General features: G+C 50.0%; 15 protein-coding genes. 13 read left to right on the forward strand and 2 right to left on the reverse strand.

From position 1 onward, the window contains the following. Positions 1–3: 3 nt before the first annotated feature. From kdsA to SU32_RS08680, 11 genes are all read left to right on the forward strand, one after another. Positions 4–840 carry a 3-deoxy-8-phosphooctulonate synthase gene (kdsA, locus tag SU32_RS08630; RefSeq protein ID WP_053998953.1) on the forward strand — a complete coding sequence of 279 codons (837 nt, stop codon included), beginning with the start codon at positions 4–6 and terminating at the stop codon, positions 838–840. 142 nt (positions 841–982) lie between these two features. Then, the gene (gene eno, locus SU32_RS08635) at positions 983–2,257 is read left to right on the forward strand and encodes a phosphopyruvate hydratase (protein WP_053998954.1); all 1,275 of its coding nucleotides are present in this window, start codon (positions 983–985) and stop codon (positions 2,255–2,257) included. Between the two features lie 168 nt (positions 2,258–2,425). After that, positions 2,426–2,713 (forward strand): FtsB family cell division protein, encoded by a 288-nt coding sequence (locus tag SU32_RS08640; RefSeq protein ID WP_053998955.1) that lies wholly within the window; start codon positions 2,426–2,428, stop codon positions 2,711–2,713. A 137-nt stretch (positions 2,714–2,850) separates the two neighbouring features. Further along, the gene (gene pdhA / locus SU32_RS08645) at positions 2,851–3,894 is read left to right on the forward strand and encodes a pyruvate dehydrogenase (acetyl-transferring) E1 component subunit alpha (RefSeq protein WP_053998956.1); all 1,044 of its coding nucleotides are present in this window, start codon (positions 2,851–2,853) and stop codon (positions 3,892–3,894) included. Between the two features lie 15 nt (positions 3,895–3,909). Then, positions 3,910–5,298 (forward strand): pyruvate dehydrogenase complex E1 component subunit beta, encoded by a 1,389-nt coding sequence (locus SU32_RS08650; RefSeq protein ID WP_053998957.1) that lies wholly within the window; start codon positions 3,910–3,912, stop codon positions 5,296–5,298. Between the two features lie 50 nt (positions 5,299–5,348). Beyond that, positions 5,349–6,680: a pyruvate dehydrogenase complex dihydrolipoamide acetyltransferase gene (locus tag SU32_RS08655; protein ID WP_425394266.1), complete on the forward strand. Its 1,332-nt coding sequence runs from the start codon at positions 5,349–5,351 to the stop codon at positions 6,678–6,680. Positions 6,681–6,686: 6 nt separating this feature from the next. Beyond that, positions 6,687–7,328: an SGNH/GDSL hydrolase family protein gene (locus tag SU32_RS08660; protein ID WP_053998959.1), complete on the forward strand. Its 642-nt coding sequence runs from the start codon at positions 6,687–6,689 to the stop codon at positions 7,326–7,328. Between the two features lie 26 nt (positions 7,329–7,354). Then, the gene (gene lpdA / locus SU32_RS08665; protein WP_053998960.1) at positions 7,355–8,803 is read left to right on the forward strand and encodes a dihydrolipoyl dehydrogenase; all 1,449 of its coding nucleotides are present in this window, start codon (positions 7,355–7,357) and stop codon (positions 8,801–8,803) included. Further along, positions 8,796–9,083 (forward strand): hypothetical protein, encoded by a 288-nt coding sequence (locus SU32_RS08670; protein WP_144421082.1) that lies wholly within the window; start codon positions 8,796–8,798, stop codon positions 9,081–9,083. Before lpdA ends, SU32_RS08670 begins: the two co-directional genes overlap by 8 nt. A gap of 19 nt (positions 9,084–9,102) precedes the next feature. After that, positions 9,103–10,071, forward strand: a complete 969-nt coding sequence (gene lipA / locus SU32_RS08675; RefSeq protein ID WP_053998962.1) for a lipoyl synthase — start codon at positions 9,103–9,105, stop codon at positions 10,069–10,071. 1 nt (position 10,072) lies between these two features. Continuing rightward, complete coding sequence (locus SU32_RS08680; protein ID WP_053998963.1) at positions 10,073–10,525, forward strand: type II toxin-antitoxin system RatA family toxin; 453 nt, start codon at positions 10,073–10,075, stop codon at positions 10,523–10,525. Here the strand turns inward: SU32_RS08680 and SU32_RS08685 are convergent. Beyond that, positions 10,510–11,061: a CinA family protein gene (locus SU32_RS08685; RefSeq protein ID WP_053998964.1), complete on the reverse strand. Its 552-nt coding sequence runs from the start codon at positions 11,059–11,061 to the stop codon at positions 10,510–10,512. The genes SU32_RS08680 and SU32_RS08685 overlap by 16 nt on opposite strands. Next, the gene (locus SU32_RS08690; RefSeq protein WP_201454904.1) at positions 11,058–12,251 is read right to left on the reverse strand and encodes a bifunctional 2-C-methyl-D-erythritol 4-phosphate cytidylyltransferase/2-C-methyl-D-erythritol 2,4-cyclodiphosphate synthase; all 1,194 of its coding nucleotides are present in this window, start codon (positions 12,249–12,251) and stop codon (positions 11,058–11,060) included. The genes SU32_RS08685 and SU32_RS08690 overlap by 4 nt, the downstream gene beginning before the upstream one ends. Before the next feature lie 139 nt (positions 12,252–12,390). Between SU32_RS08690 and dusB the strand changes: the two genes are divergently transcribed. Both dusB and SU32_RS08700 read left to right on the forward strand, forming a co-directional pair. Beyond that, positions 12,391–13,422, forward strand: a complete 1,032-nt coding sequence (gene dusB, locus SU32_RS08695; RefSeq protein WP_053998966.1) for a tRNA dihydrouridine synthase DusB — start codon at positions 12,391–12,393, stop codon at positions 13,420–13,422. Beyond that, positions 13,422–14,528 (forward strand): two-component system sensor histidine kinase NtrB, encoded by a 1,107-nt coding sequence (locus SU32_RS08700; protein ID WP_053998967.1) that lies wholly within the window; start codon positions 13,422–13,424, stop codon positions 14,526–14,528. Before dusB ends, SU32_RS08700 begins: the two co-directional genes overlap by 1 nt. Positions 14,529–14,535 lie beyond the last annotated feature (7 nt).

A 14,535-nucleotide genomic window follows, 5' to 3' on the forward strand; every position in this document is an offset into this window, starting at 1 on the left:
AAAATGAGTGTTCAAGTTAACAAGACTGTCAAAGCCGGATCAGTAACATTTGGCAATGATCTGCCTTTATCGTTAATTGCCGGCCCTTGCCAGATGGAAAGCCGCGATCACGCGATTGAAATGGCGTCTGCGATGAAGGAGATTTGTGCCGAACTTGGTATCGGCTATGTCTTTAAGACGTCCTACGATAAAGCCAACCGCACTTCTATATCGGGTCAACGTGGATTGGGCCTTGAAAAGGCAATGGATGTTTTCTCGGAAATCAAGACAAGTCTTGATCTACCGGTACTGACCGATGTCCATACTGCCGAACAGTGTGCGCCTGTAGGCGAAGTGTGTGACGTTTTACAAATTCCAGCCTTTTTGTGCCGACAGACAGATCTGCTCGTGGCCGCTGCCGAAACCGGCAAAGTTGTCAATGTGAAAAAGGGCCAGTTTCTAGCCCCTTGGGACATGAAAAACGTCTTAAAAAAAGTCACAGACAGCGACAACCCCAATGTCATGCTGACGGAGCGCGGTGCGAGTTTCGGCTATAATACGCTTGTCTCCGATATGCGCGCGCTGCCCATCATGGCCGAGACAGGAGCGCCGGTGATTTTTGACGCGACGCATTCGGTCCAACAGCCGGGCGGGCAGGGTACATCTTCCGGTGGTGATCGCCGTATGGTGCCTTATTTGTCCAAAGCTGCGGTGGCTGTTGGCATTGCAGGCGTATTCATTGAAACGCATCAGGATCCCGACAATGCGCCTTCTGACGGACCCAATATGGTGCATTTGAAAGACATGAAATCTTTGCTGAAACAATTGATGGCTTTTGATGCCTTGGCAAAGTCCGCCTAATCTGCCGGCTGTAGTGCTTTGCTCGGAATTCTTGCTTTGATTTGTGTCAGACCAATGAAAACGACTGTAGCACTATTTTACATTTTTAAACTCTCGTCTATGCAAGGCGGGATGCTTGACTTCGGATAACAAGGAAAAAGATATGACTGCAATTATCGACATTATTGGCCGCCAGATTTTTGACAGCCGCGGCAATCCTACGGTGGAGGTCGACGTTATTCTTGAAGATGGCACACTTGGCCGTGCCGCTGTGCCATCCGGTGCTTCAACCGGCGCATATGAGGCCGTTGAGTTGCGCGATGGCGGAAACCGCTACGGCGGCAAAGGTGTTTCAAAGGCGATTGACGCGATCAATGGACCTATTTTCGACGCGCTCGGCGGGATGGATGCCACACAGCAGCGCCAGATCGACGAAACCATGATCGAACTCGATGGAACCGAGAATAAAGCCAATTTTGGCGCCAATGCTATTCTTGGCGTATCTCTGGCCGTTGCTCATGCGGCAGCAAACTATCTTGGTTTGCCGCTTTATAAATATGTTGGCGGTCCTAATGCGCGCATTTTGCCGGTGCCGATGATGAACATTATTAATGGCGGTGAACATGCGGACAATCCGATCGACTTTCAGGAGTTCATGATCTCTCCCGTCGGTGCTGAAACGCTTGAAGATGCTGTGCGCATGGGTTCGGAAGTTTTCCATATTCTGAAAAAACGTCTGTCTGTTGCAGGCCATAATACATCTGTCGGTGATGAAGGCGGTTTCGCACCAAACCTTTCCAGTGCTATTGACGCGCTTGATTTCATTATGGATTCAATCAAGGAAGCTGGATACAAGCCGGGCGAAGATATGTTTATCGCGCTTGATTGTGCCGCATCCGAATTCTTTAAAGATGGGAATTATGTCTATAAGGGCGAGGGCGTTACGCGTACACCTTCCGAACAGGCAAAATATCTGGCCAAGCTGACAGAAGACTATCCGATCATTTCAATCGAAGATGGTATGGATGAAGATGATTGGGATGGTTGGGCTGAATTGACAGCACTCATTGGATCATCATGTCAGCTTGTTGGTGACGATTTGTTTGTGACCAACACGAAACGCCTAAAATCCGGTATTGAAAAAGGGGTGGCGAACTCCATCCTCATCAAAGTTAACCAGATTGGCACACTTTCCGAGACTTTGGATGCTGTGGAACTTGCGCACAAGGCCGGTTACACAGCTGTGATGTCTCACCGCTCTGGTGAGACTGAAGATGCGACCATCGCCGATCTGGCAGTCGCAACCAATTGCGGTCAGATCAAAACCGGCTCTTTGGCCCGTTCAGACCGGCTCGCTAAATACAACCAGCTTATCCGTATTGAAGAAGAGCTTGGAAATTATGCGCATTACGCCGGACGTTCAATTTTGCGAAAATAACACCGCTTAAAATCAATATCAGAGCCGCGTTTTGAGTGTTCAAAGCGCGGCTCTTTACGTTTTGTTAGCTATGTTTTTTGAGTCGGCCTTAACCAAGACCTTATACCTTGCCACGAGTGATTGCTTTCAGGTGAGTATATGTGGACTAGGCAGTATAAGAGATCAAAATTGCGCGTTGTCGTCGTGCCGGTATTGGCATGCTGTTTGCTCGGATATTTTGTGTTTCATGCTGTTAATGGAACACTGGGTCTTAATTCCAGCGAGCGCTATGATTCTAAAATATCAGAGCTTAAAGTAGAATTGGCATCGCTGGAGAAGCGGCGCGCCGAAATGCAAACACGCACAAAACTTCTAAGTGACGGCTCTCTTGAACGCGATTTAATTGACGAAACAGCGCGTCGCTCACTCGGTTTAACGCGATCCAATGAGTTAATTATGCTGCACAGCAGCAATTAACTTAATGTTGGTTAATTGTACTATTTTGTAGCAATAATAGTCACTTATCGTGTGCGACTTATGCAAAAATGCCTCTTGCAACTCCCTTTGTCTACGTTAGTGTAATTAGGGATTATTCAATGTAAGGGAGGCCTTTCATGGCGGCGCGCACGCGTAAATCTGCATCAAAAAAAGCGGACGAGCATGCTTTGCTCGGTTCCATTCCGGCTCCGGCGCCGGCAAAGTTTTCCAAAGATGAAGAATTAAAAGCATATCGCGATATGCTGTTGATCCGGCGTTTTGAAGAAAAAGCCGGACAGCTTTATGGCATGGGTCAAATCGGTGGTTTTTGTCACCTTTATATTGGTCAGGAAGCGGTTGTTACCGGCATCCAGATGAATATGGAAGACGGTGATCAGATGATTACTGCCTATCGTGACCATGGACATATGCTTGCAATGGGTATGGAAAGCCGCGGCGTTATGGCAGAGCTGACCGGCCGAATTGACGGTTATTCGCGCGGCAAGGGCGGCTCGATGCACATGTTCAGCCGTGAGAAGAACTTTTACGGCGGTCACGGTATTGTCGGCGCGCAGGTGTCGCTAGGTACCGGATTGGCTTTCGCAAACAAATATCGCGATAATGGTAATGTCTCTGTGTCTTTCTGTGGTGATGGCGCTGCCAACCAGGGCCAAGTCTACGAAAGCTTCAATATGGCGGCTCTTTGGAAGTTGCCCGCCATCTATGTGATTGAAAACAACCGCTATGCGATGGGTACTTCAACCAAACGCCATGCGGCGCAGCTTGATTTCTCAATGCGCGGTGTGTCGTTCGGCATTCCCGGTATTCAGGTTGACGGTATGGACGTTCGGGCTGTGAAATCAGCATCGGAATATGCGCTTGACCACTGCAAAAAAGGCGATGGCCCGATCATTCTTGAAATGATGACATATCGTTACCGTGGCCACTCCATGTCTGATCCGGCCAAATACCGCACCAAGGATGAAGTGCAAAAAATGCGCTCCGAGCAGGATCCGATTGAACAGGTCAAACAACGCATTCTGGGTGAGAAAATGGCCTCTGAAGATGATTTGAAGGTCATTGATAAAGAAATTCGGGAAATCGTGGTTGATGCCGCAGACTTTGCGCAAAACAGCCCCGAGCCGGATGCTTCTGAACTTTACACAGACATTTTGCTTTAAGGGGAGATACCAGACATGCCTATCGATATTCTTATGCCTGCGCTTTCTCCGACAATGGAAGAAGGCAATCTGGCCAAATGGACCGTTAAAGAGGGCGACAAAGTCGGCCCGGGCGATGTGATTGCCGAAATTGAAACAGACAAGGCTACCATGGAAGTGGAGGCCGTTGACGAGGGAACCATCGGTAAAATCGTTGTTGAGGAAGGTACCGAGAACGTCAAAGTCAACGCTGTTATCGCGGTTCTCTTAGAAGAAGGCGAAAGCGCGGACGATATTGGTTCGGAAAAATCGTCGCCAAAAGAAGAACCTTCTGAAGCAAAAGCGGAAAAATCCGGTGATGAATCGAAGTCTGCGTCTGCGCCGGCCGAACCTATCGCCGTTGATGTCGCGTCTGATCCTGATATTCCGGAAGGTACAAAAATGGTGTCCACAACGGTCCGTGTTGCTTTGCGCGATGCGATGGCCGAGGAAATGCGTGCCAATGATGACGTGTTCGTCATGGGTGAAGAGGTGGCCGAATATCAAGGTGCCTATAAAGTTACGCAAGGTTTGCTTGATGAATTCGGTGCGCGCCGTGTCGTTGATACGCCGATTACAGAGCATGGCTTTGCCGGTGTCGGTGTCGGCGCTGCGATGACCGGCCTGCGTCCGATTGTTGAGTTCATGACATTCAACTTTGCCATGCAGGCGATTGACCAGATCATCAACTCTGCTGCCAAAACACTTTATATGTCCGGCGGACAGATGGGCGCGCCAATGGTGTTCCGCGGTCCAAATGGTGCGGCAGCGCGTGTCGCCGCCCAGCACTCCCAATGCTATGCAGCCTGGTATAGCCATGTGCCGGGGCTCAAGGTTGTGATGCCTTACACCGCAGCAGATGCCAAAGGTTTGCTGAAAGCAGCCATCCGCGATCCCAATCCGGTCATTTTCCTTGAAAACGAGGTATTGTACGGTCAAAGCTTCGACGTGCCGGATATGGATGATTTTGTTTTGCCGATCGGCAAAGCCCGTATCCATAAATCAGGCAGTGACTGTACCGTTGTCTCCTTCGGTATCGGCATGTCCTATGCAATCAAAGCGGTGGACGCGCTGGCAGAGCAGGGTATTGATTGTGAATTGATCGATCTGCGGACAATCCGCCCGATGGATATGCCAGCCATTTTGGAAAGCGTTAAAAAGACAGGCCGTTTGGTCACTGTTGAAGAAGGCTTCCCGCAATCATCTGTCGGTGATTTTATCGCCAACAAAGTGCAGCGTGAAGCGTTTGACTATTTGGATGCGCCGGTCATTTCGATCTGCGGTAAAGATGTACCGATGCCATATGCGGCCAATCTTGAAAAACTGGCATTGCCGAATGTTGATGAAGTCATTGATGCTGTCAAAGCCGTCACTTACGCGGGTTAAGGAGGTCTATCATGCCAATAAATATTACGATGCCCGCACTTTCGCCCACCATGGAAGAAGGCAATCTTGCCAAATGGTTGGTCAAAGAAGGTGACAAGGTCGGCCCCGGTGATGTGATCGCGGAAATTGAAACCGACAAGGCGACAATGGAAGTCGAAGCGGTTGATGAAGGCACGATTGCCAAAATCCTCGTTGATGAAGGCACCGAAGGTGTGAAGGTCAATGCAGTGATTGCGGTTCTTGCCGAAGACGGCGAAGATGCTTCTGAGGCAGCGCAATCTGCCGGTGACACGCCAGCCAAGAAAGACAGTTCATCTGACAAGAAGGAAGAGGCTGAATCCAAAGCCGAGACCTCTTCAGACGAAGCGCCGACACCGAAGGCTAAAACATCGGCGGCTGACTCCAAGCCTTTGAGCGACGATAAAGGCGGCTCTGCCGGTCCCGTGCCAACGAAAGACGGCGAGAAAATCTTCGCATCGCCTCTGGCACGGCGTATTGCCAAAAATGAAGGCGTTGATATTACGGCCATTTCCGGCTCCGGTCCGAAAGGCCGTATTGTTAAACGCGATGTCGAAGAAGCGATTGCAAGCGGCGCGAAATCCAAAGCCGATGCGCCACAAGCTGCAACAGCAATGCCTTTGGGCGCTTCCTCAGAGGCAATTCTCAAAAACTTCGAAGAAGGTTCTTACGAACTGGTCAAGCATGACGGTATGCGCAAGACCATCGCCAAACGTTTACAGGAATCCAAGCAGACCATTCCGCATTTCTATGTGACGATGGATTGCGAATTAGATGCACTGCTTTCATTGCGCTCGCAGCTCAACAAATCTGCACCAGTGAAAGATGAAAAGCCTGCCTACAAGCTTTCTGTCAATGACATGGTGATCAAAGCCTTGGCGCTTGCCTTGCGCGATGTGCCGGATGCCAATGTGTCGTGGACCGACGAGAATATGGTCAAGCACAAACATGCCGATGTGGGTGTAGCTGTTTCTATTCCGGGCGGCTTGATTACGCCAATCGTGCGCAAAGCGGAAACCAAAACGCTGTCTGTCATTTCCAACGAAATGAAAGATTTGGGCAAGCGCGCCAAAGAAAAGAAACTGGCTCCAACCGAATATCAGGGCGGCACAACCGCTGTATCCAATATGGGTATGATGGGCGTGAAGAACTTCTCTGCGGTTGTTAATCCACCTCACGCGACAATTCTTGCGATTGGTGCCGGTGAGCAGCGTCCGGTTGTCAAGGATGGTGAATTGAAAGTTGCAACCGTGATGAGCGTCACGCTTTCGACAGACCATCGCTGTGTGGATGGTGCACTGGGCGCAGAATTGCTTGGTGCGTTCAAAAACTACATTGAAAACCCGATGGGTATGTTGGTTTAAGCCATCATGAAAACGGTCCTCGCATATGGCGACTCGCTGACATGGGGTTCATGCCCTGAAACGGGCGGTCGCCATCCTGCCAGCCATCGCTGGCCTGACGTATTGGCTGCGGCACTGGGTGATAGCGTCACGGTTATCACCAACGGCTTGCGAGGCCGTACAACCGCTTATGACGAATATCTGGCGGATTGCGACCGCAATGGTGTGCGTATTTTACCGACAATTATCAACACGTACGCGCCGGTTGATCTGGTGATCATTCTTTTGGGAGCCAATGATATGAAGCCGCATATTTGCGGTACTGCGATTGGCGCTTTGCAGGGTGTTCGCCGCCTAACGCAAATTGCCAAAAACCATATGCAGGGGCTTTCAAACGGGCACCGCGCAAAAGTTCTCATCGTTGCACCGCCGCCTTTAGTGGAAAGTGATGACCCTGAATTTCGCGCCATGTTTGACGGCGGCATTGAAGAAAGCCGGAAACTGGCCAGCCTATACGAAAAGCTTGCCAGGGAAATGGACGTTGCCTTTTTCGATGCTGGCACTGTGGCTGAAGCCTCAACACTTGATGGCGTTCATCTGGACGCTGAAAACACAAAGAAAATCGGCGTGGCGCTTGCACCCCACGTGAAGAAATTACTTGCGGTTTAAATCCGCTTTGACACGGAGAAGCTAAAATGGCTGACAATAATTATGACGTACTGATTATCGGTTCCGGTCCCGGCGGTTATGTAACGGCGATCCGCGCTGCGCAGCTTGGCATGAAAGTTGGTATTGTAGAGCGCGAACATTTGGGCGGTATTTGTCTTAACTGGGGCTGTATTCCTACCAAAGCGCTGCTGCGCTCAGGCGAAATGATGGACTATGCCAATCGCGCTTCTGAATATGGTTTGAAGCTTGACGGAAAAATGACTGCCGATGTCAAAGAGGTTGTCAAACGTTCACGCGGCGTGTCTGCACGTTTGAATGGCGGCGTCGGTTTTCTAATGAAGAAAAACAAGATCGACGTGATTTGGGGCGAGGCCAAGCTTGCCGGTAAAGGCAAAATCAAGGTTGGCAAACCAACGAAAAAGATTATGGAGCCGCAAAATCCGGTACCCAAAAATGTTAAAGGCGAGGGCGATTACACCGCCAAGCATATTATTGTTGCTACCGGAGCCCGTCCGCGCGCATTGCCGGGCATCGAGCCGGACGGCAAGTTGATCTGGACTTACTTTGAAGCAATGATCCCGCAGGAACTGCCGAAAAAGCTGATCGTTATGGGTTCCGGTGCGATCGGTATCGAATTTGCATCATTTTACAATTCCATGGGCTGCGATGTGACTGTCGTCGAACTTATGCCAAATATCATGCCTGTAGAAGACGCTGAGATTTCCGGCATAGCGCGCAAAGCGCTTGAAAAATATGGCCTTAAAATCATCACCGAAGCAAAAGTCAGCAAGGTTGAGAAGAAATCAAACTCGATTGTTGCCCATGTTGAAGGCAAAGACGGCAAAGTAACACCGATGGAAGCCGACCGTATGATTTCGGCTGTGGGTGTTCAGGGTAATATTGACGGATTGGGCCTTGAAGACCTTGGCGTGAAAACGGATAGCGGCTGTATCGTGATCGACGGTTACGGCAAAACCAATGTCGAAGGTATCTACGCAATTGGCGATGTCGCCGGACCGCCAATGCTGGCGCATAAGGCCGAGCATGAAGGTGTGATCTGTATTGAAAAAATTGCCGGTGTGCCGAATGTTCACCCTATGGAAAATGACAAGATTCCAGGCTGTACATATTGTCACCCGCAGGTTGCCTCTGTTGGATTGACGGAAGCCAAAGCCAAGGAAGCCGGCATTGATGTCCGCGTTGGCCGCTACATGTTCAATGCCAATGGCAAGGCTATTGCGCTTGGCGAAGACAACGGCATGGTCAAGACGATTTTTAATAAGAAGACCGGCCAGTTGATCGGTGCGCATCTTGTCGGCGCGGAAGTAACCGAGCTAATTCAAGGCTTTGTTGTTGCGATGAACCTTGAGACGACTGAAGAAGAATTGATGCACACAATCTTCCCGCATCCGACATTGTCGGAAATGATGAAGGAAAGTGTGCTGGATGCTTATGGGCGTGCGCTCAATGCCTAACGGGCAAAAACGCCGCGGCATTATACGCGGCGGCAATGCCGGTATTTGGCGGTCGGCGGGGTGGAAAATTCTGCGTGTGAGTATCATATTATTCACGGTAATGGGTTTTCTTGCTTCATTTGCAGCGATGCAAAATGGCGGTGTGACGTTTAACGGGGTTTTGGTTGAAGGCTGGACAGGTGTCTGGTACGTGACCGGCATTGCGGCCGTTGCAGGATTTTTATTTGGAGCCATTTGGCTGCTTTTGTTTAAAGCAATGTCCATGGCATCGAAAAACTAAAGAGAGTTAGGTTGTCCGAATGGTTACGGTTCTCGATACAACAAAGCCTTCCGGTAAAATGCGCCACCCTGAAAAGGCCCATCGTCCGGACCAGCCGACACGGTTGAAAAAACCGGACTGGATTCGGGTTAAAGCGCCTACTTCCAAAGGGTTTCACGAGACAAACAAGATTGTGAAATCTCACAACCTTGTAACTGTTTGCGGTGAAGCAGGGTGCCCCAATATCGGTGAATGTTGGGAGCAAAAGCACGCCTCATTCATGATTATGGGAGAAATCTGCACACGCGCCTGTGCTTTCTGTAATGTTGCAACCGGTATGCCCGGCGCCCTTGATAAAGACGAGCCGGTCAATGTTGCCAAAGCGGTCAAAACCATGGGGCTCAATCACGTTGTAATCACTTCTGTTGACCGCGATGATTTGGCCGATGGCGGTGCGCAGCACTTCGTTGATGTTATTCATGCTATCCGCGAATATTCTCCCGGTACCACTGTTGAGATACTGACACCGGACTTTCTTCGCAAAGAAGGTGCGCTTGAGGCTGTTGTTGCGGCCAAACCAGACGTATTCAACCACAATCTTGAAACTGTGCCGTCCAACTATCTCAAAGTGCGCCCCGGCGCGCGCTATTTCCATTCAATCCGCCTTCTACAGCGGGTTAAAGAACTTGACCCATCAATCTTCACAAAGTCCGGAATTATGGTTGGACTTGGCGAAGAGCGAAACGAAGTGTTGCAATTGATGGACGATCTGCGCATTGCCGATGTCGACTTCCTGACGATCGGCCAATATTTGCAGCCGACCAAAAAGCACCATGAGGTAATGCGTTTTATTACCCCTGATGAGTTCAAGTCATTTGAGACAGTTGCTTATACAAAAGGTTTCCTGATGGTTTCCGCTTCTCCGCTTACGCGTTCGTCGCACCATGCGGGAGCAGATTTTGAAAAACTGCGCGCAAATCGCGAAGCAAAGCTGACCGCAGCAAAGTAATATGCCAAGTTTCAAGACCACGCGCCGCGTCAACCACAGCGCAGACCAAATGTTTGCTTTAATTGCTGACGTGGAGAAATATCCGGAATTTTTACCGCTATGCGAGGCGCTGAGTGTCCGTGATACGCGCCAGCGTGACGATAAAAAGATGCTCGTTGCGGATATGACTGTTGGATACAAGGCAATACGGGAGACGTTTACCAGTCGGGTTCTGCTTAACGCCAATGAGAACCGGATTGATGTGTCTTATGTTGACGGGCCGTTTAAATATCTCGACAATCGTTGGACGTTTACCGACATTGGTGACGGCACTTCAGATGTACATTTCTACATTGATTATGAGTTCAAGAGCAAAATGCTCGGTATGTTGATGGGCTCGATGTTCGACCGTGCATTTCGTATGTTTGCAGAAGCATTTGAAAAGCGGGCTGACGAGATTTATGCCTCGTCTTGATCCGGTTCTTTGTCCGGTGCTTCTTTCAAAGTTTCGATCAGGATCATCAAAGCTGTCATAACTGTTTCGGCGCGAATAGCATCACGGCCATTATCGTCAAAATAGCGGCTGATTGTAAATGTCGGCGCCCAGTCGCAGGCGCAGCCAAACCAGACAAGACCAACCGGCTTATCTTCTGTGGCACCGCCCGGTCCGGCTATTCCTGTCACTGAAATCGCAATATCGGTCGAGCTTTTCTGTAAGGCGTTTTTCGCCATTGCTTCGGCAACTTCTTCGGAGACAGCGCCCGGGCCGTCCTCGTCGAAGAATTCTTCGGGTACTGAAAGCATCTCGATTTTAGCGTCATTGGAATAGGTGACATAGCCACGGTCCAGAACTTTGCTTGAACCGGGAATATCAGTAATCATGCCCGCAATCAGTCCGCCTGTACAACTTTCAGCCGTTGCGACTGTAAACCCGCGTGCGGAAAAGTTTTCGACAACTTCAAGTGCCAGTGCGCTTAAGGGATTATCGTGAATAGGGGCGTCGTCATTCATGATTTTTCTCCATAGGCGATACTGGCCGTTGCAAGTGCCATGATGCCTTCCTCACGGCCAATAAAGCCCATTTTTTCATTTGTTGTTGCTTTGACAGAGCACCGTTCCAGAGAAATGCCCAGCAATTCACTTAGTTTTTCACGCATAGCCATGCGATACGGCGCAATCTTGGGTGCTTCTGTTACCAAAGTTACATCCGCGTTCATTATTGTGCCGCCATTTTGCCGCACAATTTTGACGGCTTCGGATAAAAAGATGTGACTTGCCATGCCGCGCCATTTTTCATCGCTAGGCGGGAAATGATCGCCGATGTCGCCAGCACCGCATGTCGCAAGCAATGCGTCCGTCAGCGCATGAAGACCCACATCTGCATCCGAATGACCGGATAGTTTTTTATGAAATTCAATTTCTACGCCGCATAAAATGACTTTATCACCTTCTTCAAAGCGGTGAACATCGTAGCCGTTTCCTGTGCGAATATCGGGTACAGAATTATTGTTCATTGGCGCCTGCCCATTAAAGTCTTGCGGGTAAGTCAGTTTAATATTGGCGGCTTCGCCTTCAACAATCCGAACTGTCATGCCTGCCCATTCAAATAGCGCCGCATCGTCGGTAAAATCCGAAATGGATTGTGATTTCGCTTTGTCGTGCAGGTTTAAAATTGTACCAAATGGAAAGGCTTGCGGTGTCTGCGCACGGTGCATGTCTTTGCGAGATGCGGTACCGGTCACAATGCCATCCGAAACAGTTTTAAGTGTCTCGGACACCGCAATTGTCGGCAAAACCCCGTCTTCAGGATTTGCGCCCAGTTCTTCAAGAATGCGGAACATGAGATCGTCATTCACAAAAGGGCGGGCGGCATCATGTATCAGAACATGTGTGATGTGCGGAGCCGCTTCATATAAGGCTTGCAAGCCTGCGTGAACCGATTCCTGCCTTGTCACGCCGCCGGTGACAATTGTCATCTGCGATGTATCGATATTTGCCGTTGCCTGTTTGAGCAACGCCGCATCGTCGGCATGGATAACGATAGATGTGTTCGTAGCGGGAATGAAATCGGAAAAGCGCGATAGGGTTTGCTCGATTACGGTACCGGCGCCGAGTTCACGGTACTGCTTTGGGCCGTGTTGAGCGCCTGCGCGTTCGCCGCGACCGGCGGCCACGATTACCAAGCCTACAGATTGTTGCAAAAATACTGACAAAATAATTTACGTCTTAATTTAAGTGTCTATATGCCGATGAAGTTTTGCGACCTTTATCACAGGTACTCGATTGCGCAATTGGTCTATATTGTATAAAGAATGGGCAATTGCTATAAATGCTTAAAAAATGGACGATCATTTGACCGCAGCTTTGCACCAACCATTCCAGATCGGCAATATTTCTGTTCGAAATCGCGTTCTGGCTGCACCATTGTCAGGCGTGAGCGACCTGCCATTTCGCCAGCGCAGTTGGGCAGGCGGTGCCGGTATTGTTGTCAGTGAGATGATTGCGAGCCGCGAACTGTGCTATTCATCTGACGAATCCATGCGGCGCTCTCTTTCCGAAGAAGCTGGACCGGTGATGCTTCAACTTGCTGGATTTGAAGCGCACTGGATGGGCGAAGCGGCGAAAATGGCCGAAGCAAACGGCGCTGAAATTATCGACATAAATATGGGATGTCCGGCGCGAAAGGTGACGGGAAAAGCATCCGGCTCGGCGCTCATGCGTGACCTTGATCATGCCATGACCTTGGTGGATGCGGCCATTGCGGCCGTTAATGTTCCGGTGACGCTCAAAATGCGTTTGGGCTGGGATGACGAAACAATCAATGCGCCTGAGCTGGCAAGGCGCGCTGTCGATGCAGGCGTTCAAATGATCACTGTTCACGGGCGCACACGCTGTCAGTTTTATGAGGGAAGCGCAGATTGGGACGCTGTTTTGGCTGTTCGCGACGAAGTTGATGTTCCGCTGGTCGTCAATGGCGATATTGTCGATCTGTCTTCGGCAGAAGAAGCGCGGTCAAAATCAGGCGCGGATGCGGTTATGGTTGGCCGAGCCGGTCAGGGCGCGCCATGGATCGTTGGCGATATTGCGCGTGCTTCTGCGGGACTGGAACCATTTACGGCTGACCCATCCTTCAATGCGGCAGATTATGTCATTGCGCACTACGATGCCATGCTTTCCCATTATGGCGAGCGTGTCGGAACCCGCCATGCGCGCAAGCATTTAGGCTGGTACATTGATGGTCTTTTACCTCAGACGCAAATTGTTGCGGAACAGAGGCAGGAAATCATGCGGTCACATTTACCTGAGAAGGTCATTCCGCTTTTACGTACACTGTTTGAAAATTTTCGCGATAACAAGGCGGTGGCTGCATAATGAAAGCTGATAGTAAAAATGCCAGTCAGGCAGAAAATGCGCGCCGTGTTTTGGATAATCTGCGCGATCCGGTCATCATGATAAACCATGAAAACCTGATTACTTTTGCCAATCTGGAAGCTGAGTATTTTTTCTCTTCCTCCATGGCCAATCTCTCAAACTTTAAAATTGATGAATTTGTCGGGTTTTCAAATCCGTTACTTACGCTGATTGATCAAGTCCGCGCCGCCCAATCACCAACCAATGAGTATCGGGTAGACGTATCGTCTCCGCGCTTAGGGTTGGAGCGCATTGTCGATATTCATGTGACACCGGTTGCTGAAGAAGAAGGCGCGATGGTGATCGTGTTCCGAGAGCGTTCGATGGCCGAAAAGTTTGACCGTCAAATGACGCATCGCGGTGCCGCGCGTTCTGTGACCGGCTTGGCCTCTATGCTTGGTCACGAGATCAAGAATCCACTGTCAGGGATACGCGGCGCGGCGCAATTGCTTGAAACTGTTTTGAGCGATGAAGACCGCGCTTTGGCGCAATTGATTAAGGATGAAAGCGACCGGATTGTCCAGCTTGTCGATAAAATGGAAGTGTTTTCAGATGAGCGTCCGTTGGACCGCGATCCGGTGAACATTCATGTGGTTTTGGACCGTGTGCAGCAAATTGCTAAATCCGGCTTTGGGCGCGATATCGAGTTCAAGCAGGACTTTGACCCGTCCTTGCCTTATGTCGCCGGTAATCAGGATCAACTCATTCAGGTGTTTTTGAACCTTGTAAAAAATGCCTGTGAAGCTGTGGCGAATGTCGAAAACCCGAAAATAAAACTTAAGACTGCGTACCAGCCCGGTGTTCGGCTCTCCATACCTGGGCTGAACGAGCGTGTTTCTCTGCCGCTTGAGTTTTCGGTTCAGGATAATGGACCGGGGGTCACTGAAGAGATTCAGAACTTCATGTTCGACCCCTTTATTACAACAAAAACAAATGGATCAGGCCTCGGACTTGCTCTAGTGGCAAAGATTGTCGGCGCGCATGGCGGCGTGATCGAATGCGACAGCCAGCCGGGAAACACCAAGTTTAAGATTTTGATGCCCACCGCGCCCAAGGCGCTGAGCTAACGTTTTT

Origin of the sequence: Ahrensia marina, assembly GCF_001293565.1 — a bacterium.
Lineage (GTDB): Bacteria > Pseudomonadota > Alphaproteobacteria > Rhizobiales > Rhizobiaceae > Ahrensia > Ahrensia marina.